The organism is Pseudomonas shirazica, from assembly GCF_015168335.1.
GTDB lineage: Bacteria > Pseudomonadota > Gammaproteobacteria > Pseudomonadales > Pseudomonadaceae > Aquipseudomonas > Aquipseudomonas asiatica.
In genome coordinates this window covers 1,769,830-1,789,155 of the sequence record NZ_CP063456.1, presented here as the reverse complement: position 1 = coordinate 1,789,155, position 19,326 = coordinate 1,769,830, and the positions used below count along the sequence as shown (strand labels likewise).

The 19,326-nt window shown below is 63.8% G+C and carries 22 protein-coding genes; 14 read left to right on the top strand and 8 right to left on the bottom strand.

Annotated features, from left to right (window positions below):
* Positions 1–125 precede the first annotated feature (125 nt).
* Positions 126–1,052: a LysR family transcriptional regulator gene (locus IMX18_RS08260; RefSeq protein WP_015270849.1), complete on the top strand. Its 927-nt coding sequence runs from the start codon at positions 126–128 to the stop codon at positions 1,050–1,052.
* A 171-nt stretch (positions 1,053–1,223) separates the two neighbouring features.
* Positions 1,224–2,378, top strand: coding sequence for a cysteine desulfurase family protein (locus IMX18_RS08255; protein WP_054572084.1), 1,155 nt, complete (start codon positions 1,224–1,226; stop codon positions 2,376–2,378).
* A gap of 7 nt (positions 2,379–2,385) precedes the next feature.
* Here IMX18_RS08255 and IMX18_RS08250 read toward each other — a convergent pair whose 3' ends face one another.
* The 3 genes from IMX18_RS08250 to nfsB all read right to left on the bottom strand — a co-directional run bounded on the left by IMX18_RS08250 (position 2,386) and on the right by nfsB (position 4,021).
* The gene (locus IMX18_RS08250; RefSeq protein WP_015270851.1) at positions 2,386–2,823 is read right to left on the bottom strand and encodes an RES family NAD+ phosphorylase; all 438 of its coding nucleotides are present in this window, start codon (positions 2,821–2,823) and stop codon (positions 2,386–2,388) included.
* Positions 2,820–3,269 carry an antitoxin Xre/MbcA/ParS toxin-binding domain-containing protein gene (locus IMX18_RS08245; RefSeq protein WP_217191286.1) on the bottom strand — a complete coding sequence of 150 codons (450 nt, stop codon included), beginning with the start codon at positions 3,267–3,269 and terminating at the stop codon, positions 2,820–2,822. Before IMX18_RS08245 ends, IMX18_RS08250 begins: the two co-directional genes overlap by 4 nt.
* 98 nt (positions 3,270–3,367) lie before the next feature.
* Positions 3,368–4,021 (bottom strand): oxygen-insensitive NAD(P)H nitroreductase, encoded by a 654-nt coding sequence (gene nfsB, locus IMX18_RS08240; protein ID WP_054572086.1) that lies wholly within the window; start codon positions 4,019–4,021, stop codon positions 3,368–3,370.
* A 104-nt stretch (positions 4,022–4,125) separates the two neighbouring features.
* Here nfsB and IMX18_RS08235 point away from each other — a divergent pair, with 104 nt between their 5' ends.
* From IMX18_RS08235 to IMX18_RS08225, 3 genes are read left to right on the top strand one after another with little or no spacing between them, the layout of a single operon-like run.
* Positions 4,126–5,049, top strand: coding sequence for a LysR family transcriptional regulator (locus IMX18_RS08235; RefSeq protein ID WP_054572087.1), 924 nt, complete (start codon positions 4,126–4,128; stop codon positions 5,047–5,049).
* A gap of 47 nt (positions 5,050–5,096) precedes the next feature.
* Positions 5,097–5,927, top strand: coding sequence for an AraC family transcriptional regulator (locus IMX18_RS08230; RefSeq protein WP_217191285.1), 831 nt, complete (start codon positions 5,097–5,099; stop codon positions 5,925–5,927).
* A 50-nt stretch (positions 5,928–5,977) separates the two neighbouring features.
* Positions 5,978–6,562, top strand: a complete 585-nt coding sequence (locus tag IMX18_RS08225; protein ID WP_054572088.1) for a LysE family translocator — start codon at positions 5,978–5,980, stop codon at positions 6,560–6,562.
* Between the two features lie 139 nt (positions 6,563–6,701).
* On the opposite strand, the gene IMX18_RS08220 is transcribed toward IMX18_RS08225, so the two are convergent.
* Entirely contained in the window at positions 6,702–7,901 is a 1,200-nt protein-coding gene (locus tag IMX18_RS08220; protein WP_061304062.1) for a sugar transporter, read from the bottom strand.
* 204 nt (positions 7,902–8,105) lie between these two features.
* On the opposite strand from IMX18_RS08220, the gene IMX18_RS08215 reads away from it, so the two are divergent.
* Positions 8,106–9,425 carry a PQQ-binding-like beta-propeller repeat protein gene (locus tag IMX18_RS08215; protein WP_217191284.1) on the top strand — a complete coding sequence of 440 codons (1,320 nt, stop codon included), beginning with the start codon at positions 8,106–8,108 and terminating at the stop codon, positions 9,423–9,425.
* A gap of 75 nt (positions 9,426–9,500) precedes the next feature.
* Here IMX18_RS08215 and calA read toward each other — a convergent pair whose 3' ends face one another.
* Positions 9,501–10,553 carry a vanillin reductase gene (gene calA / locus IMX18_RS08210; RefSeq protein ID WP_102083458.1) on the bottom strand — a complete coding sequence of 351 codons (1,053 nt, stop codon included), beginning with the start codon at positions 10,551–10,553 and terminating at the stop codon, positions 9,501–9,503.
* Between the two features lie 180 nt (positions 10,554–10,733).
* Here calA and IMX18_RS08205 point away from each other — a divergent pair, with 180 nt between their 5' ends.
* Complete coding sequence (locus IMX18_RS08205; protein ID WP_217191283.1) at positions 10,734–11,639, top strand: AraC family transcriptional regulator; 906 nt, start codon at positions 10,734–10,736, stop codon at positions 11,637–11,639.
* A 329-nt stretch (positions 11,640–11,968) separates the two neighbouring features.
* On the opposite strand, the gene IMX18_RS08200 is transcribed toward IMX18_RS08205, so the two are convergent.
* The gene (locus IMX18_RS08200; RefSeq protein WP_217191281.1) at positions 11,969–12,565 is read right to left on the bottom strand and encodes a TetR/AcrR family transcriptional regulator; all 597 of its coding nucleotides are present in this window, start codon (positions 12,563–12,565) and stop codon (positions 11,969–11,971) included.
* A 93-nt stretch (positions 12,566–12,658) separates the two neighbouring features.
* Between IMX18_RS08200 and IMX18_RS08195 the strand changes: the two genes are divergently transcribed.
* Positions 12,659–13,255, top strand: coding sequence for an NAD(P)H-dependent oxidoreductase (locus IMX18_RS08195; protein ID WP_217191279.1), 597 nt, complete (start codon positions 12,659–12,661; stop codon positions 13,253–13,255).
* Position 13,256: 1 nt separating this feature from the next.
* Here IMX18_RS08195 and thpR read toward each other — a convergent pair whose 3' ends face one another.
* A complete protein-coding gene (thpR, locus tag IMX18_RS08190) occupies positions 13,257–13,802 on the bottom strand; it encodes an RNA 2',3'-cyclic phosphodiesterase (RefSeq protein ID WP_015270862.1) in 546 nt (181 codons plus the stop codon).
* Between the two features lie 124 nt (positions 13,803–13,926).
* Here thpR and IMX18_RS08185 point away from each other — a divergent pair, with 124 nt between their 5' ends.
* The 6 genes from IMX18_RS08185 to IMX18_RS08160 all read left to right on the top strand — a co-directional run bounded on the left by IMX18_RS08185 (position 13,927) and on the right by IMX18_RS08160 (position 19,004).
* On the top strand, positions 13,927–14,727 hold the full coding sequence (locus IMX18_RS08185) for a hypothetical protein (protein ID WP_054572115.1): 801 nt from the start codon (positions 13,927–13,929) through the stop codon (positions 14,725–14,727).
* A 148-nt stretch (positions 14,728–14,875) separates the two neighbouring features.
* Entirely contained in the window at positions 14,876–15,775 is a 900-nt protein-coding gene (lpxO, locus tag IMX18_RS08180; RefSeq protein WP_015270864.1) for a lipid A hydroxylase LpxO, read from the top strand.
* 119 nt (positions 15,776–15,894) lie between these two features.
* Positions 15,895–16,239: a carboxymuconolactone decarboxylase family protein gene (locus IMX18_RS08175; protein ID WP_039614473.1), complete on the top strand. Its 345-nt coding sequence runs from the start codon at positions 15,895–15,897 to the stop codon at positions 16,237–16,239.
* Positions 16,240–16,317: 78 nt separating this feature from the next.
* The gene (locus IMX18_RS08170) at positions 16,318–16,887 is read left to right on the top strand and encodes a GNAT family N-acetyltransferase (RefSeq protein ID WP_015270865.1); all 570 of its coding nucleotides are present in this window, start codon (positions 16,318–16,320) and stop codon (positions 16,885–16,887) included.
* Positions 16,888–16,965: 78 nt separating this feature from the next.
* Positions 16,966–18,177 (top strand): serine/threonine transporter SstT, encoded by a 1,212-nt coding sequence (sstT, locus tag IMX18_RS08165; RefSeq protein ID WP_015270866.1) that lies wholly within the window; start codon positions 16,966–16,968, stop codon positions 18,175–18,177.
* A 179-nt stretch (positions 18,178–18,356) separates the two neighbouring features.
* Positions 18,357–19,004 (top strand): YceH family protein, encoded by a 648-nt coding sequence (locus tag IMX18_RS08160; protein WP_025339663.1) that lies wholly within the window; start codon positions 18,357–18,359, stop codon positions 19,002–19,004.
* Between the two features lie 4 nt (positions 19,005–19,008).
* On the opposite strand, the gene IMX18_RS08155 is transcribed toward IMX18_RS08160, so the two are convergent.
* Positions 19,009–19,197 (bottom strand): hypothetical protein, encoded by a 189-nt coding sequence (locus tag IMX18_RS08155; protein WP_013973178.1) that lies wholly within the window; start codon positions 19,195–19,197, stop codon positions 19,009–19,011.
* Positions 19,198–19,326: the final 129 nt, after the last annotated feature.

Sequence of the window (19,326 nt, the reverse complement as noted above, 5' to 3'; positions counted from 1 at the left end):
GGTTCGGAGTACATGGGCCAGAGCCTAGAGCAGCATGGCCTCATCCACCTAGCCTATTTTCCGCGTGTATAAACATTCATAACCGATATATGATCGGCCAATAATTCCAACAAAGAGCGGCGCCCATGAACCTCAGCAAGGTCGACCTCAACCTGTTCATCGTGTTCGATGCGATCTACACCGAAGCCAACCTGACCCGCGCCGGGCAGATCGTGGGCATCACCCAGCCGGCAGTGTCCAACGCCCTTTCGCGGCTGCGCGAAACCTTCAATGACCCGCTGTTCGTGCGCACCGCGCAAGGCATGGTGCCAACGCCCATGGCGCAGAACATCATCGGCCCGGTGCGCAATGCCTTGGCACTGTTGCGCACCTCGGTGCAGGAAAGCCGCATTTTCAACCCGCAACAGGCCAACAAGACTTTCCGCATCAGCATGACCGACCTGACCGAAGCGGTAATCCTGCCGCCGCTGTTCCAGCGCTTGCGCCGCCTGGCGCCGGCGGTGCTGATCGAAAGCTTTTTGTGCAAGCGCCGCGAGACCACCAAGGAACTTGCCGCCGGCCGCCTGGACTTCGCCATCGACGCACCGTTGAACACCGACCCGCAGGTACGCCACGTCAAACTGATGCAAGACCGCTATGTCTGCGCCCTGCGCCAGGGCCACCCGCTGGCCGACAGCAAGCTGACCCTCGACAACTACCTGGGCATGACCCACATCCATATTTCCAGCCGCCGCAACGGCCTGGGCTATGTCGACCTGGCCCTGGGCAAGATGGGCGTGCAGCGCAAGGTTGCCTTGCGCTCGCAGCATTACCTTATGGCCTCGCAGGTGTTGCAGCAGACCGACATGGCGATGACCGTCCCCGAGCGCTTCGCCCGCCGCCATCAGTTGCGTTACCAGCCACTGCCGGTCGAGGTGCCTGCGCTGGAAACGCACCTGTACTGGCATGAAAGCACCGATCAGGACCCGGCCAACCGCTGGATGCGCGAGCAGATCACCGAGTTGTGCGAACGTGTGGTGGCCGAGGAAGAGAGGGCCTCGGAACCAGCCTGAACAGAATGGCGGGATGCGGAGAAAAAAATTCCAAGAAAAACTTGATAGATAGAAATTTTTCTTGATCATTTCCAGAATAGAGCCGCTGGAAGTGAAAAATATCTCCGAAGTAGCGGGTACGCTTGCTCCAACGATTGCCGATTTCACGGCGACAGACACGGACCCGCCCTCATGCCCAGCGCCCCGCTCTATTTCGATTACGCCGCCACCACTCCGGTCGACGACCGGGTCATCGAAACCATGCTCGCCTGCCTTGGCAGCCAGGGCAACTTCGGCAACCCGGCGTCCAGTGGCCATGCCTTCGGCCAGGCAGCCCGCCACGCCGTGGAGCAGGCCCGTCAGCAAGTGGCCGAACGCGTCGGCGCGCAGGCCGATGCACTGGTCTGGACCTCAGGTGCGACCGAGTCCAACAACCTGGCGCTCAAGGGCATTGCCCAGGGCCTCGGCCAGCCCGGGCACCTGATCACCAGCCAACTGGAACACAAGGCCGTGCTCGATACGGTGGCCGAACTGGAGCGCCAGGGTTGGGCCGTTACCCGCCTGGCACCGGATGCCGCCGGCCTGATTCAGCCTGCGGCGGTGCAGGCAGCGTTGCGCGCCGACACCCGCCTGGTATCGCTGATGGCGGTGAACAATGAACTGGGCACGATCACCGACTTTGCCGCGATTGGCGAACAGGTACGTGCCCACGGTGCCCTGCTGCACGTGGATGCGGCGCAGGCGGTGGGCAAACTGGCCATCGACCTGAACGCCATGGCCGTGGACCTGATGTCGTTCTCGGCGCACAAGGTGTATGGGCCCAAGGGCATCGGTGCGCTCTACGTGGGGCCACGCGCCCGCACGCTGATGCGTGCGCAGATGCACGGCGGCGGCCATGAGCAAGGCCTGCGTTCCGGCACCCTGGCGACCCACCAGATTGCCGGCATGGGCAGTGCCTTTGCCCTGGCCGGCCAGCCCGGCGACAGCGAACACCTGCGCCTCGAACAATTGGCCAGGCGCCTGCGTGAAGGCCTGCTGGCCCTGCCCGGCGTCACCCTCAACGGCTGCGCCAAACAACGCATTCCCCATACGCTGAACCTGTGTATCGACAGCAAGGGCTTCAACAGCGCGGCGCTGGCCAGCGAGCTGGCGTTGTCAACCACCTCGGCCTGCAATTCGGCGAGCAATGCAGCCTCGCATGTGCTGCTCGCGTTGGGGCTGGATGAACGCCAGGCACGTAACAGCGTGCGCCTGAGCATCGGGCGTTTCAGCAACGAGGCCGAAGTGGACAAGGCCCTCGAAGTTTTTGGCCGGGTGCTGACAGCGGCGTCAGCGGCACTTTGGTGAAACTTCCCTAAAACAGCCGGCTGTCCGGGGTGAAGTCCTCGACCTCGAGCCTGGCGCTGTTTGCCTGCGGATGGCGCGGGTTGAACAGGTAATTGGTGGTGCTGGGCATGATCGCGCTCGGCACCGGCAGCAGCAACGCCGAACACTCATCCAGAAAACGGTTGCCCAGGCCCCGGGTCAGTTCGGTCTGGCTCGACCAGCCAGGCTGCAAGGCAGGCAACTGCGCTTGCGAAACGGTGTCGGGCAACTCGATACGCAGCAGCCGCATGGTGGTGGGGAAATCCTCAGGGTCGATCTCCAGGTGCACCAGCACCTCCAGCATTGCCCCGGCCGGGCTGGTGGCGGCATATACCACTGGCCGGCCCGCCTGGTGCCAGCGGCCGCTGACACGCAAGCCGCCCGTTCCGCTCAAGTCTGCATAGGCGCTGATACGCCACAGAATCACAGGCCGAAGCCCTCGGCGATCTGCAGCAACATCTCCTCGACCTGGGTGGTGCCCTGCTGGGTGGTGAGCATCTGCATCGGCGTCAGCCCCGAGAAGCGCTCCTTGGGCTTGGACAGCCAGCGTTTTGCCTTGCCCGCTTCACCGAACACGGCTTCGGCCATGGCGGTGATATGGGCCGAGCGGAACAGCCGGTCGCTTTCTTCCACGGTCAGCGGCTGGTCACGTTCGATGCGGGTTTTCAGCGTGCGCAGGGGAATGATCTGGTCACGCTCCAAAGGGGTGAACACGCCGAGTTCGGTCAGTTTCACCAGCCAGGTGGCAGCGAAGCCATGGGTGATACGGGTGTGGATTTCGAAGTCACTGGCGAGTTCGGGGATTTCCAGCAGTGCATGCAGGCGCGCCCGGTACTCGTGGTAACCATTGTCGCGAAGCACTTCGGCAAGCATGGCGCTCTCCTTTCCGGCGTTTGCCGACAAGTATGCGGCATATGCCGGATTTTGCAAGCCGACCGGAAAGACGGGGCCGCAGAGCGGCCCCGGCAACCTCACAGGAAGGTGAACACCTGCGAAGCCGGCAACCGCGACTTGTTCAGCCCGGCATTGAAGTCCGCCTCGCTGCGATAGCCCAGGCTGAGAATGACCACACTGGTGAACCCACGCTCACGCAAGCCCAGCTCGGCATCGAGAATCTTGCTGTCGAAGCCTTCGATCGGGGTGGCATCCAGCCCATGTGCCGCAGCCCCCAGCAAGGCAGTACCCAACGCCAGGTAGGTCTGCTTTTCCATCCAGTGCTGCAGGTCCTTCTGATCGAAGCGGTGCAGGTCGACGTAATGCCGGCGGCTCTGGTTCTGCCCGGCACGCGCCTGCTCATCGCGGAAGCGGCCATCGGCGCCTTCCTGGTGGAGCACGGCATCCAGGTGCGCTTCGGTCATCTCGGTTCGGGTGCAGAACACGATCACATGCGAGGCATCGAGGATCTTCGGCGAATTGTAGGCATAGCGCTCTGTGGTGCTCTTGGCCAGGCGAGCCTTGCCTTCGGCGCTGTCGGCAACGATGAAATGCCACGGCTGCGAGTTGACCGAGGAAGGGCTATGGCGCAGTTGTTCGAGCAAGGCATCGACAGTCGCCTGGGGAATGCGGCGCGAGGCATCGTAGGCTTTGGTGGTGTAGCGGCGCTTGGCCAGCGAGACGGTATCCATGCAACAACTCCGGGAATGAACAGGGGATTTGCCGGGCATCTTATCTTTCCTGCAGAAAAGAAAAACCGGCACAATGCAGCAACACTTTCATCCCTGGAGTGAAAATGCTGCGCATCGCCGACCTCGAACTGTTCGTCCGCAGCAGCGTGCTGGGCAGCTTTACCGCCGCCGCCCATGAGGCCGAACTGCTGCCGGGGCAGGTGGCCGCCGCGATCAAGCGCCTGGAGCGCGACCTGGATGTGCGCCTGTTCGCCCGCACTACCCGCAGCCTGCGCCTGACCGCCGAAGGCGAGTTGTACCTGCCGACTGCCCTGAATGTGCTGGAGAGCCTGCGCCAGGGGCGTGAAGACCTGCATGGCAACGCCAACACCCTGCGCGGTACTCTGCAGGTTTCGGCACCGTCCGACCTGGGCCGCAACATGTTGCTGCCGTGGCTGAGCGCCTTCCGCCGCGAGCACCCGGCCCTGCACCTTCGCTTCTTCCTGTCTGACCAGATTGCCGACCTCAACCGCGACCCGGTAGATGTGGCGATCCGCTACGGCCTCAACCAGGACGCCAACTACATTGCCCTGCCGCTGGCAGACTGGAACCGCCGGGTGCTGGTGGCGGCGCCCGACTACCTGGCCCGTCACGGCCGCCCCCTCACGCCCGACGCCCTGCAGCAGCATGCCTGCCTGCTGTATATGCAGCACAACCGGGTCTACGACAAGTGGCGGGTGGGCAACCGCACCGTGCAGGTGCGTGGGCCGCTGATCAGCGACGATGCCGACGTGATCCGCCGCCTGGCCTTGCAGGGCGAAGGCATCGTCTACAAGTCGTGGCTGGACGTAAGCGCCAACATCGCGGCCGGCGAACTGGAAATCATCCTGCCCGAGCACTTTGGTGAACCCGCCCCGGTCACCCTGGTGTGCCCGCACCGAAAGCAGCTCACGCCCGCAGTGGCGCAACTGCATCTGTGGCTGCGCGAACGCTTCGAGGCCTTGCGTAACCGGGCGCTGGCCAACGGTTGCACAATCGTTCCAGACTGAGCCTGGCCGTTGCGCTAAGGTAACGATTTCTGCCACGGCACGCCCCCATGAGCAACTGGATCGACCTCAAGCAAGACGCCGACACCGGCATCGAGTCGGTCCGCGCGCATTTCGTGGGGCATGCCTACGACCCGCACTGGCACGACAGCTTCCTGGTTGGCGTTACCGAGCAGGGCGTGCAGCAATTCGATTGCCGGCGAGTGCGCCATCGCAGCACGCCGGGGAACGTATTCCTGCTGGAGCCCGGTGAAATCCATAACGGCCATGCGCCCACCGAGGACGGCTTCACCTATTCGACCCTGTACCTGGAACCCACCTGGGTGGACAGCCAACTGCGGGCACTTTTCGAACACGCGCCGGGCGACAGCCTGCCCAGCTTCGCCGATACCTTGTGCCACGATGAGCGCCTGGCGCGTGCCACTGCCCTCGCCTTCCAGGCCGTGCATACCCAGGACTTGCGCATTGTCCGGCAGACGGCCATGGACGACCTGCTGGCCTGCCTGACCCGCCACCTGCACTGGCGCCGGCGCCTGAACCCGGACCCGCGCCTGCCGCTGACCGCGCAGCGCGCGCGGGATTACCTGCACGCCAACCTGGAGCGCGACATCGGCCTGGAAGACCTGGCCCAAGCCTGTGGCATCGACCGCTTCCGCCTCACCCGCGCATTCAAGGCCGCATTCTGCCTGGCGCCGCATGCCTATCTGATCCAGCTGCGCCTGGCCCGGGCGCGGCGCCTGCTCGCCCAGGGCCAGACTCCCACCGAAGTGGCCATGGCCCTGGGCTTTGCCGACCAGAGCCACCTGGGGCGCTGGTTCCGCCGTGCCTACCAGCTGACCCCGGCCGACTACCGCAGGCGCTGCTCAAACCTTCCAGACTGAAAGGCGGCGGGCAGCGAGCATGGTGCTTCGTTTATCCGGAGCCCTTGATCATGTCGCAGTCGTTGTTGCCCTTCATCCTGTTTGCGTTGGTATCCAGCATCAGCCCCGGGCCGACCAACCTGTTGATTCTTGCCCATGGGGCCCGCTTTGGCCTGTGCGCGAGCCTGGCGCCGGTCGTTGCGGCCTGCGGTGCCGCAGCGGCGATCGTGCTGATGGTGGGCCTGGGGCTGGGTGAACTGCTGCTGCGCCACCCGCTGGCCCAGCAGTTGATGAGCTGGACCGGGGTTTTGTGGTTGAGCTGGCTGGCGTGGAAGATGCTGCGCAGTGCCGCCGCTCCGCTGCAGGCGACCACGGCGCAAGGCTTCAGCGCACTCAGCGCAGCCTCGTTGCAAGTGGTCAACCCCAAGGTGTGGTTGATGGCCGTGGCGGTGGTCGGGGTGTTTGCCTCGCCGTCGTTGCCGGTATGGCAGCTGGCGCTGGTGTTCTGGCTGATTGCCCTGCCATGCATGGCGGCGTGGGCGCTGCTGGGGGTGGGCAGCGCGCGATGGTTGCAGGCACCGCGGCGGTTGCGGGTGTTCAACCAGGTGTTGGCGGGGCTGCTGTTGATTTCTGCATGGGCTGCCGTACTGGCTTGAGCCTGTAGGAGCGGCCTTGTGTCGCGATAGGGCTGCGCAGCAGCCCCCGGCGATATTCGCTGTGACGCTGAAATCCGGGGCCGCTGCGCGCCCCATCGCGACACAAGGCCGCTCCTACAAAGAACGCGCCAGCGCCAGGTCAGTGCGTCAGCGCCTCGCGGAACTGCCGGGTGCTGGCCACAGCCAGCAGCAACCCGGCCACTGCCACGCTACCGCCCACCAGGCCGATATCCGCCACATCCAGCTGGCTGCTGACGATACTGCCCAGCAACGCGCCACCGCCAATACCGATGTTGTAGATACCCGAGAACAGCGCCATGGCCACATCGGTGGCATCGGACGCCAGTTTCAGGGTCTTGGATTGCAGCGACAGGCTGAAGCTGAGGATCGCCACACCCCAGAACATGCTCAACGCGGCGAAAACATAGAAGTTGCCCGACAGCGGCAACAGCAGCAACAGGCACGCCGCCAGCAGGCCGATCGAACCTACCAGGAAGCCATGCGGGAAGCGGTCGCTGTAACGGCTGAACAGCACCGAGCCGAACACCCCGGCGCCGCCGAACAGCAGCAGCAATAGCGTGGTGCGCTCTCCGCCTATCTGCGCCACGTGCAGGGCAAACGGTTCAATGTAGCTGTAGGCAGTGAACTGCGCGGTAATCACCAGCGTCACCAGCACATAGGTGATCACCAGCGCCGGGCGCTTGAACAGTATCGGCAGGCTGCGCAGCGAGCCCGAGTTCTGGCTGGGCAGCAGCGGCAACGACTTCATCAGGCACAGCATGGTCGCCAGCGCCACCCCGGCAATGCTCAGGAAGGTGATGCGCCAGCCCAGCGCTTCACCCACTACGCGGCCCAGCGGGATACCCAGGACCATGGCCAGGGTGGTGCCAGTGGCCAAAAGGCCCAGCGCCTTGGCCTGCTGCCCGGGCGGCGCCACGCGCACCGCCAGGGAAGCCGTGATGGCCCAGAACACCGCATGCGCCAGGGCTATACCGATACGGCTGACCAGCAACATGGCAAAGCTCTGTGACATCCACGACAGCAAGTGGCTGACGATGAACACCAGGAACACGAACAGCAACAGCCGCCGCCGCTCGATGTTGCGCGTCAGCAGCATCATCGGCAGCGAGGCCAGCGCCACTACCCAGGCGTAGATGGTCAGCATCAGGCCGACTTGCGCGGTGCTCATGTCGAAGCTGCGGCCAATGTCGCTGAGCAGCGCCACCGGGACGAACTCGGTGGTGTTGAAGATGAAGGCCGCCAGGGCCAGGGCAATGACGCTCAGCCAGCTGCCGCTACCCGCCGTGGGTGGCATGTTGGTGGGTATGGGTCCATTCATGGGTACAAACCGCTTCTCCGCAGGCAAGGCAACAGGACGCACGTCAGCCACCCACTTGCCGGGGTGTCGACGCACGCTTTGTTATTGGAAGGAATGCCCGGCATGGTACGCGTCAAGCCGGGGGCTCACAACCGCGAGGCGGGCAGAAGGAGTAACATGCGCGCTTTGTGCGAACGCGTATGCAACAAGGAGCCCGATCCGCTCATGGACCAGCAGCACTCCCAGCAGCAACAGTGGCAGCAGGCGGTCACCGCCTATGCCCAGGCCGTCAACGACTATGTCGCGCAGGGCCGCGCGCAAGGCTGGGATGACCTCGAAGAGCCCCTGCCGCAGGCCACCGAGCATTTGCTCGATGCCTGGCTGCAGGCCCTGCAAGCAGCCAACCGGCCCGGCGTCGAAGCCTTTGAGCAGCAAGCCTTCCGCGAAGCCTGGCCGCCCGCCCACCACCCCTTGCTGCCGCTGATCAAGGAGCACGGGCAAGGTATCGGCAACGTCCTGCTGCTGGAGGATGGCAGCCTGCTGGCACGTATCGGCATGCCGCATGACAAAGGCCAGGTGGTGCGCATCGACCCTCTCGGGGTGACCCCGGTGATCGGCGTCGATCACTTCGGCCGCTGCCCGGCCCGCCGCTATTTCGCCCTGGCCAATGCCGAGGGCATACGCGTGACCGATGGCTGGGGCGGCCCGCAGGTGCTGCGCCTGGCCTGGCCCACGGGGTTGGAGGGGTTGCCGCCGGGTTACCCGTTCGAGCCCTTCGACCTGCCGCCCACGCCGACCACGCTGATCCCCTTCCCGGATGGCCAGCGGGTGCTGCTGGTGAGTGCCGAGGGTATCTTCCTGCTGACCCGCCACGGCGCGACCCGCCTGCTGCCGCACCAGGCGCGGGTGCTCGACGAACTGGACGAAGGCACCGACCCGGACGACATCAGCCTGGGGCTGAGCATGGAGCACGGTGCGGTATCGGCGGATGGTCGGTTGATCGTGGTTGGCGAGCAAGGCAGCCGCCACCTGGTGCTGGATGATCAGCTCCGGCCCGTGGCGGCCATCGGCCCGGCCAGCGAGTATCCGCACTTTGCGCTGTTCAATCGTGCAGGTGACCAGTTGATAGTCAATGCCTGCCATTTCTATAGCGGTGCCACGCTGGCCGTCAGGGTGGCCGACTTGCCGGGGCTGGATACCGACTACTACAGCCAGGACCCGCGTACCCCGCTGGTACAGGATGGCGCACGGGTGTATGCCGGCGTGGCGCGCGAGGGCGAATATATCGTGGGGGATGCCTATGGTTACCTGCGGGCATTTGGCGAAGATGGCACGGAGCATTGGCAGCATTACCTGGGGTCGACCATCAGTGCGCTGGATATCAGTGCCGACGGGCGTACGCTGGTAGCGGCGAGCCATGCCGGGTTCGTTTCGGTGATTGCCCTGGACAACGGGCGCCCGGCCTGGCAGATCGGTACCGGGGCGCATGGCGAGGTACGGCGGTGGTTGTTCTGGAAAGGCTGGGACAGGGCATTGGCCTGGTAACACATCCAGCATCTTCATTGCCTGCCCCGGCCTGTTCGCGGGCTCGCCCGCGAACAGGCCGGGGAAGGCAACCAATCAGCCCTGCAAAGTAGCCATATCGATCACGAACCGGTACTTCACATCCCCGGCAATCATCCGCTCATACGCCTGGTTGATGTTGCGGATATCCAGCAACTCGATATCACAACGAATCGCGTGCTCGGCGCAGAAATCCAGCACTTCCTGTGTCTCGGCAATACCACCGATCAACGACCCCGCCAGCACCCGGCGCTTCATCACCAGATTGGCCGCATGAACCGCCGGGTCGATTGGCTCGATCAGGCCGACCAGGATGTGCACGCCATCGAATTTCAGGGTTTCCAGGTACGGGTTGAGGTCGTGCTGCACCGGGATGGTGTCGAGCAGGAAGTCGAAACGGCCTGCTGCTGCTCGCATCTGCTCGGCATCAGTGGACACGATCACATGGTCGGCACCCTGGCGGCGGGCTTCGTCGGCCTTGGCCTGGGAACGGGTGAACAGGGTCACTTCGGCGCCCAGCGCCTTGGCCAGCTTGATGGCCATGTGGCCCAGGCCGCCCATGCCGAGGATGCCGATCTTGTGACCAGGGCCGACGCCGTGGTGCTTGAGTGGCGAATAGGTTGTGATGCCGGCGCAGAGGATTGGCGCGGCGCTGGGCAGGTCCATGCCGGCCGGGATGCGCACCACGAAGTGCTCGCTGACCACGATGCTGCTGGAGTAACCGCCCATGGTGTTGCTACCGTCGACTCGGTCCGGGGTGGCATAGGTCATGGTCGGGCCTTCCAGGCAATATTGCTCCAGGTCCTTGGCACAGGCTTCGCAGTGTCGGCACGAGTCGACCATGCAGCCAACGCCGACCAGGTCGCCGACCTTGTGCGTGGTCACTTTGTCGCCCACGGCGGTGACGCGGCCGATGATCTCGTGGCCAGGCATCAGCGGGTACACGGCAATGCCCCATTCGTTGCGCGCCTGGTGGATGTCGGAGTGGCATACGCCGCAGTAAAGGATGTCGATGGCGACGTCGTCAGGGCGCGGGCTGCGACGCTCGAAGGTCATGGGAGCCAGAGGGCTGGTGGGGGTCTGGGCGGCGTAACCGATGGCGGTATACATGCAGGGCCTCGCTATGAAGTGAAACGATTCAGGCTGCGCATTCTGCGCGCCATGCGTCGCTTCGCCCACGACTGATTCTCCGGTATCGATGCCTGATTCTCCGAAGATGCCATGCAGCATCTGGCGCCGAGCGTTCATTCTGCGATGATCAAACTGTCTGATTCTCTGCCCAGGTCCATCATGCAACTGACCCGCCACGTCGACGCCAATGCGCCGCTTTGCACACTGATCCGCAGCCTTGCCACGCGCCCGGGCTTCGTGCCCACGCACCTGCCCCAGGTGCAGGTGCTGAGCTGGGACCACTATGTGGCCAGCAGCCCGCAGATCTACGAACCCAGCCTGATGATCCTGGCCCAGGGCAGCAAGCTGGCGCGCCTGGGGCCGCGTACCCTGGAATATGGCGCCGGGCATTATCTGGTGCAGGCATTGTCGGTGCCGTTCATGTGCGAAACCTTTGCCACCCCCGAAGCACCGTTGCTGGGCGTGGCGGTGGACATCGACCGCGGCGTGCTGGGTGAACTGGTGCAAAGCATGGCCCTGGCGCCGAATGCCGCGGTGCAGGCGCAAACCCCGCATTCAATGACCTCGGCTGCACTCGATGCGCCGATGCGCGAATGCGTGGAACGGCTGCTGCGCTGCCTGCAGGACCCGGTGGACGCCAAGGTGCTGGGCCCGGCGCGGGTACGCGAGGTGCTGTACACCGCCTTGCGCGGCCCACAAGCGGGCGTGTTGCGGGCGCTGGTGGAGCAACAAGGGCACTTCGCCCGCATCGGCGCCGCCCTTGCCCACCTGCGCGAACACTACACCGAGCCGCTGAGCGTTGAAGCGCTGGCCGCACGCGCCAACATGAGCGTTTCGACCTTCCACGAGCACTTCAAGCGCTGCACCGACATGGCGCCGATGCAGTACCTCAAGCGCCTGCGGCTGCTGAAGGCGCAGCAGATGCTGATCGGCGAAGGCCTGGGGGTGGCGCAGACCGCGCACCGGGTGGGGTACCAGAGCACCTCGCAGTTCAGCCGCGAGTACAAGCGCCAGTTCGCCCGCAGCCCGGGGGATGAATTGCCGTACCAGAGCCTGCCGGTGTAATCGCCTGCCCTGGCCCCATCGCCGGCAAGCCGGCTCTCATGGAACAACACATGATTTATTGGTTCAGCAAGGTTCTGTAGGAGCAGCCTTGTGCTGCGAAGAGGCCGATACTGCCAAAGCCTGTCTATTGCTTGTGCCGGCCAGTTCGCAGCACAAGGCTGCTCCTACAAAGGACGCGACAAACGAGCGATAGTTGTTCTCTGCGCGACAGCGCAGCCCAAAAGGGCTGGGCAATCTCCCGCAGATACTGCACAAGGCTTGAGGTCGATGCAGTGGAGGTGGTGCTTGCCGGCGATGGGCTGCAGAGCAGCCGAGGCACTCTCAAGGCTTCATTGCCGCTCGACCATCGCCACTATTGCTGCCTGCAATTCGGCCTTGGCCTGCCCCACCTCCAGTTCCCCCGCAGCAGCCACCTGCGACAAGGCATCCGCCGCCCCCACCAGCAAGCGCATGCCCGCCACCCCGATGTTGCCACTGGGCGAAAACCCGGCCAACGCCTCACGGCATTTGTCCAGAAACGGCTGCTCATAGGCCCGCTTCAGCGCTTCCATTTCCGGCGAGCCGGCCAATGCCGCCGACACTCCGGGTATCTCCAGCCCCTGGCTCATCACACAGTCCACATACGCCTCGGCAATCACTCCGGCGCGGCTGGCCAGGCTAGCGTCACAACGCGCCAGCGCCTGCTCCAGCATCCGCGACTGCCGTGCATCGTATTGCTGGTACAGCGCCACCAACAACCCGGTCCGGGTTTCGAAATGGTCATAGACCACCGGCTTGGTCACCCCCGCCTGCTCGGCCAAACGCCCCAGGCTCAAGGCATCGGTGCCCTCCTCCCGTACCAGCTGCCAGGCCACATCGAGCAACTGCAGACGGCGCTCTTCGCGGCTCAGGCGCTTGCGCGAGCGGCCTTGATCATCGCTTGACATCGTTTACCTACCAAAAGTAACTTACTAAACGTAACTTACCTTGAGTATATAGCGCTCTGGGTAACCCTGCATCCCAATCTTGGAGAGCCCACCATGCATGCCCTGATCGTCGTCGGTCATCACGACCCGCAATCCCTCACCCATGCCCTGGCCCGACAGATCGCCGCCGGCCTGGCCAACGCCGGCCACGGCAGCGAAATCGCCGACCTGGCCAGTGAAGGTTTCGACCCGCACTTCGGCCTGGCCGACCATGCGGTGCACCGCAGGCTGGCAGCCCCGCCGGCGGATGTACTCAGGGAGCAGGCGCGTATTGAACGCGCCGATGCGCTGGTGCTGGTCTACCCCATCTATTGGTGGTCGCTGCCGGCCTTGCTCAAAGGCTGGGTCGAGCGGGTGTTCAGCAATGGCTGGGCCTTCGATTATGAAGGGGGCATCACCGTCAAGAAGCTGCGCGGCATGAAGGTGCACCTGGTCGGTGTCGCCGGTGCCGACAGCGGCACTTTCGAACGTCACGGCTATGGCGAGGCGATGCGCGTGCAGATCGAGCACGGCATCTTCGACTACTGCGGCGCCGAGGTACTCAGCTCCACCCTGCTGGACGACAGCGAGGGCGCAGCCCCGGCACTGCACCTGCACACTGCACGCACGCTGGGCGAGCAGATGTTCGCAGACTGCGAGGCCATGGCCTGAATCAGCCTGAAAGCGGCCATTGCGCCAATGGCCAGTAAGCGCCCTTGCGCGACTCGTACAGTGTGAAATGGCGGGCGGCGAGGTAGAAATCCGGCGCGCTGCTGGCTTCTGGCGGCTGGCCGCGGTAATCCCTGGCCAGCGTCAGGTGCGGGCGATACTCGCGGTCGGCCGCTTCCACCCCCAACGGCAGCAGCGCCTGCTGCAAGCTGTACACCAGTTGCAACAGGGCCGGTGGGGTCTGCTGCGCCTCCAGCACCAGTGCACTGGCCCGCTGCCATACCTGCAGGCGGTCCAGCAACAACCGTGGTGCCGTGGCCGGTAGCGCCAGCTGGTCGACCACCGCGCAAATAGCAGGCACATGGGCGGTATCCACATCGCCGAGAAACAGCAGTGTCACATGGAAGTTGGCGGCCGGCACCGGCTTGCCGCTGCGCAGGTTCAGGCCACGTCGCCACTGGGCCAGGGCGCGGCGCTGGGCATCGCTGACCGGCAAGGCGAAGAACAGGCGCTTGAATGGTTTTTCGATACGTCCGCTGACCGGTGTCATCGTGCCGCTCCTCGAGATGGCAAAGCACGTACTGATGCGTTGGGAAACCCGCAGGTCTGTCAGTTTCGCGGGCAGGCACCCAAACCATACGCTGAGGCCTCAATTCAATCACATAGATACGGCCATGAAACAGCACCAGCAAACACGGAATACCCAGCCTGCCATGCAAGCGAAACTGAAGTGGGGCAACCAGCGTGAGCGCGAGTTCACGACTGATGCCATAGATACAGATGTCAGTAATGGCAACCGCTCATTTTTCGCCATTCAGTACACGGAGGGATCAGATACCGCTTATAGCTATATATTCCTGAATATCCCGGAACGTTACCTGGTGGCGGGCGCATCCCTCAAGATCGGTGCAGGCGAGAAAGCCGAGATCAACGCCTATTTCGGTTCGACTTCGATTGGTCGCTCAGGTTGGGCGACCGGGGGCTCAATCGATATTACCGAGATGGATGAGGCTTCCAAGGCATTTGCCGCAACGTTCCACTACACCATTGAACACACCATGGGCATGGTCGAGATCGTGGATGGCTCGTTGTCCTTGTCACTGGCCAAAGATGCAAGGACCAACGGCACCGGCCGGGTCACCGCCAACCTCGACCCCGCCATTTTCCCCTCGCTGGGTAACCTTGACGCTCAAACCATCGAATCCAAGATACTTCAGGACGGCCGCATCCAACTCATCGCCAGACAGCAAGTGGACAACGCAATCCAAGGCATCATGATGCTGTTCAGTGAACAACATGCACGCCTGTTCTTCTCGATTGGCGGTATGCACTATCTCTTGAGCGGAGGCCGCCTGCAGCATGAGTGGAACGTGGATAAAAAGACCCTGACCGCCGACTTTACTGATTATGTAGTCAGTTACCAAGGCAGGGACCATCGCATCACGGATGGCCGCATCGAGGTCACTCTGGCCTGATGCATCGCCATGCAGACCTTGGTACAGCGGTGACGCTTGTACCAAGGTCTGCCATCGCTGCGTAACATTCTCCTACAAAGCATCGGCTCGATTGTTTATGCTGGCGGGCTTAGCCATCACGCATGGCCATTACTTGACGTATCCGCCCATGAAAATCGCCTTAGTCCTCATCTTCATCCTCTCGATCGCCTATGTTCACCTGCGCGGTCGCGTCCGCCACAAGCTGACCCGTCAGCTGGGCGACCACTCCAGCTTCCTGGCGCCGATCAACAGCTTCCTGTACCTGTTTTCCCGGCACCCTGCAAAGCCGTACCTGCCGGTGGAGGCCTTCCCCGAACTGCAGACGCTGCAGGACCATTGGCAGGAAATCCGCCAGGAAGCCCAGCAACTGCTGCATGTGGGCGAAATCAAGAAGTCCGACAATTACGATGATGTCGGTTTCAACTCATTCTTCAAGACCGGCTGGAAGCGCTTCTACCTGAAGTGGTACGGCGAAAGCCACCCGTCGGCGATGACCCTGTGCCCACGCACCACCGAGTTGCTCAAAGGCATCGGCACGGTCAAGGCCGCCATGTTCGCCACCCTGCCACCGGGCGCCAAGCTGGTGCGCCACCGCGACCCGTATGCCGGCTCGTACCGCTACCACCTGGGCCTGGACACGCCGAACGACGATGGCTGCTACATCGATGTGGACGGTGAGAAATATTCCTGGCGCGATGGCGAGGGCGTGGTCTTCGACGAGACCTACATCCACTACGCGGCCAATACCACCGAGCACAACCGCATCATCCTGTTCTGCGACGTGGAACGCCCGCTCAAGTACCGCTGGGCAACCGCGTTCAACCGCTGGTTCAGCCGCAACGTCATGGCCGCTGCCGCCGCCCCCAACGATGCCGGCGACAAGACCGGTGGCATCAACCGGCTGTTCACCCGCATCTACAAGATCCGCGAACGTGGCAAGGCGCTGAAGAAGCGCAACCGCACGCGCTACTATCTGGAGAAGTGGGCGTTCGTCGCGGCGTTGGTGCTGGTGTTCATCTATATCTGATCGATATGGTTGCGCGCAGTCCAAAGGCCTGCGCGCAAACAACCAAAGTACAAGCCTCACACTTTCCACTCTTCGACTAGCCTGAAAGCTCCACTCGCAACCTCCCCAAGGTGAAGACGATGAGCATGATGGACTGGGACGCCTACCGTAAGCAGTTGATGGCCGGCATCGGCGATCTCAAGCAGCTATCCCCTGACACCGTGGCTGGCTACATGACCGCCAGCGGCGCAGGGGCCAAGACCAACCACCTGGACGCCAAGACCCGCGAGCTGATCTCCCTTGCCGTGGCCGTGACCACCCGCTGCGATGGCTGCATCGCCGTGCATTCACAGCAGGCCGTCAAACACGGCGCCAGCCGCGAGGAAATCGCCGAGGCCCTGGGCGTGGCCGTGGCGATGAATGCCGGCGCCGCGCTGGTCTACTCGGCACGTGCCATGGATGCAGTGGGCAAGGCCAACAGCTGAGCGCAAATGGCGTCGCCGCCCTTGCGCGACGGCGCCGCGCCACCCAGACTGGGCGGCCCAGCCCTTGCAGGAACCCGCATGATCCACATCCGCCCCATGACGCCGGAAGACTTCGAGCGCTTCTGGCCCACCTTCCAGGCCGTCGTACAAGCCCGTGAAACCTACGCATTCGACCCGGCCCTCAGCTTTGAACAGGCCCGCCAGCTGTGGCTGGAACTGCCCATGCGCACATTCGTGGCCGAGGAAGACGGCGCGATGCTGGGGTCGTATTACCTCAAGGCCAATGCCGCCGGGCCCGGTGGGCACGTGGGCAATTGCGGCTACATGGTCTGTGAAACGGCACGCGGCCGCGGCGTCGCGCGCTTGATGTGCGAGCACTCACAGAAACAGGCACGCCAGGAGGGCTTTCTGGCCCTGCAGTTCAACTCGGTGGTGGCCACCAACGAGGTGGCAGTGGCGCTGTGGCACAAGCTGGGCTTCGAAACCGTTGGCCGCTTGCCCAAGGCCTACCGCCATGCCCGCCTGGGGCTGGTGGACTGCCTGGTGATGTACAAATGGCTGGCGGACGAGCCGGTAGTGGAGAAGCCGCCACTGCTGATCGGGCGCAAGAACATCGAGGCGCGGGTGTCGCGGCGGCGCGGGCGCTGACTTCTTCAGGCCGCCCTGCTCGACGAAGGTCTATGGTAAAGTCGCGCCCTTTTTGAACATGCTGGGATATCGTTGCACATGACCCCCGTCCTCCGCTTCCTCAACCGAACCAGCCTGGTGACGCAGATCGTCATCGGCCTGATCGCCGGCATCGCCCTGGCCCTGCTTGCGCCCGCCATCGCCCGCGACATGGCCTTCCTCGGGAAAGTCTTCGTCAGCGCCCTCAAGGCGGTGGCGCCCGTGCTGGTGTTCATTCTGGTCATGGCATCGATCGCCAACCACCGTCACGGCCAGGAAACCCATATTCGCCCGATTCTCTGGCTGTACCTGCTGGGCACCTTCAGCGCTGCGGTAGTCGCCGTGGTCGCCAGCATGCTGTTCCCGTCCAACCTGGTGCTGACTACCAGCGACGCTGCGCTGAGCGCGCCGGGGGGCATTACCGAGGTGCTGCAGAACCTGCTGCTGAGTGCGGTCGACAACCCGATCAACGCCCTGCTCAACGCCAACTTCATCGGCGTACTGACCTGGGCCATCGGCCTGGGCGTAGCCCTGCGCCATGCCGGCGAAACCACCCGCACCGTGGTAGAGGACCTGTCCAATGGCGTGACCCTGATCGTACGCGTGGTCATCCGCTTCGCCCCGGTGGGCATCTTTGGCCTGGTCAGCGCCACGCTGGCCCAATCGGGCCTGGGCGCCCTGCTCGGCTACCTGCACCTGCTGGCGGTGCTGATCGGCTGCATGCTGTTCGTGGCGCTGGTGATGAACCCGCTGATCGTATATTGGAAAATCCGCCGCAACCCCTACCCGCTGACCCTGCTCTGCCTGCGCGAAAGCGGTATCACCGCGTTCTTCACTCGCAGCTCGGCAGCCAACATCCCGGTCAACCTGGCCCTGTCGGAGCGCCTTGGCCTGCATGAGGACACCTATTCGGTGTCGATCCCGCTGGGTGCGACCATCAACATGGCCGGCGCCGCCATCACCATTACCGTGCTGACCCTGGCGGCGGTGCATACTCTGGGTATTATGGTGGACCTGCCGACCGCCGTGCTGCTCAGCGTGGTGGCGGCGGTCTGTGCCTGCGGCGCCTCGGGCGTGGCCGGTGGCTCGCTGCTGCTGATTCCACTGGCGTGCAGCCTGTTTGGTATCCCTAGCGAAATTGCCATGCAAGTGGTGGCGGTTGGCTTCATCATCGGCGTGCTGCAGGATTCGGCCGAGACGGCGCTGAATTCTTCGACCGATGTGCTGTTTACCGCGGCGGCGTGCCAGGCTGAAGAGCGGCGCAACGCTTGAGTTTGCCGGGGCCGCTTTGCGGCCCTTTCGCAGGCAAGCCAGCCCCCACAGGGATAGTGCCGGCCTTACGGCTTGTGCTGTACCTGTGGGAGCTGGCTTGCCGGCGATGATCCCAGTGATTGCTTAAGCCTGGCGCTTTACCTAGGCTAGTGGCCTTTCCCCAGCAATGAGACAGGGCCATGTCAGAACACGAAACCGCCGGCGAAGGCCGCTTCAACAGCATCGAGATCCGTATTCTCGGCTCGCTGATCGAGAAGCAGGCCACCAGCCCGGAAAGCTACCCGCTGACCCTCAACGCCCTGGTCCTGGCCTGCAACCAGAAGACCAGTCGCGAGCCGGTCATGAACCTCACCCAAGGCCAGGTCGGCCAAGCCCTGCGCGCCCTCGAAGGGCAGGACATGACCCGCCTGCAGATGGGCAGCCGCGCCGACCGTTGGGAACAACGGGTGGACAAGGCGCTTGAGCTGGTGCCGGCGCAACTGGTGCTGATGGGCCTGATGTTCCTGCGCGGGCCGCAAACCCTCAACGAACTGCTGACCCGCAGCAACCGCCTGCACGACTTCGACGACACCGAGCAGATCCAGCACCAGCTGGAGCGCCTGATATCGCGCGGCCTGGCCTTGCACCTGCCGCGTCAGGCCGGCCAGCGCGAAGACCGTTACACCCATGCTTTGGGCGACCCGGCCGAAATCGAGGCAATCCTGGCTGCCCGGCAACAAGAAGGTGGGGCACGCAGCAGCGGCGGCAATGTGTCGGAAGAACGCATCGAAGCCCTCGAAGCGCGCATCGCGGCGCTGGAAGCACGCCTGGCCGAACTGGAAGGCTGAGCCGTCACGGCTCGGGGTCGGGGAAGTTGCGGCAGCTCTTGCGCTCGGCCAGCTCCCGGTCACTGGGGCGCTGGTCGACGAACACGGTGCGGCCGTCGGCATAGATTTCCAGGTAGCCCCAGTGCAGGTCCTGCTCTTGCTGCCCGGGCTTCGGGGGGACTAGCCACCAGGGTTCGCGGCTGATCAGGGTCATGGGTGTGATTCCTGAGGGTGTCTGCAGTAATCATAGACATCCTCAGATTCAGCTTTGTCAGTTCTGACGCATTCGCGGGCATGCCCGCTCCTACAGGGTTCCTCACAAATCTCAAGACCTGTGCAGAAC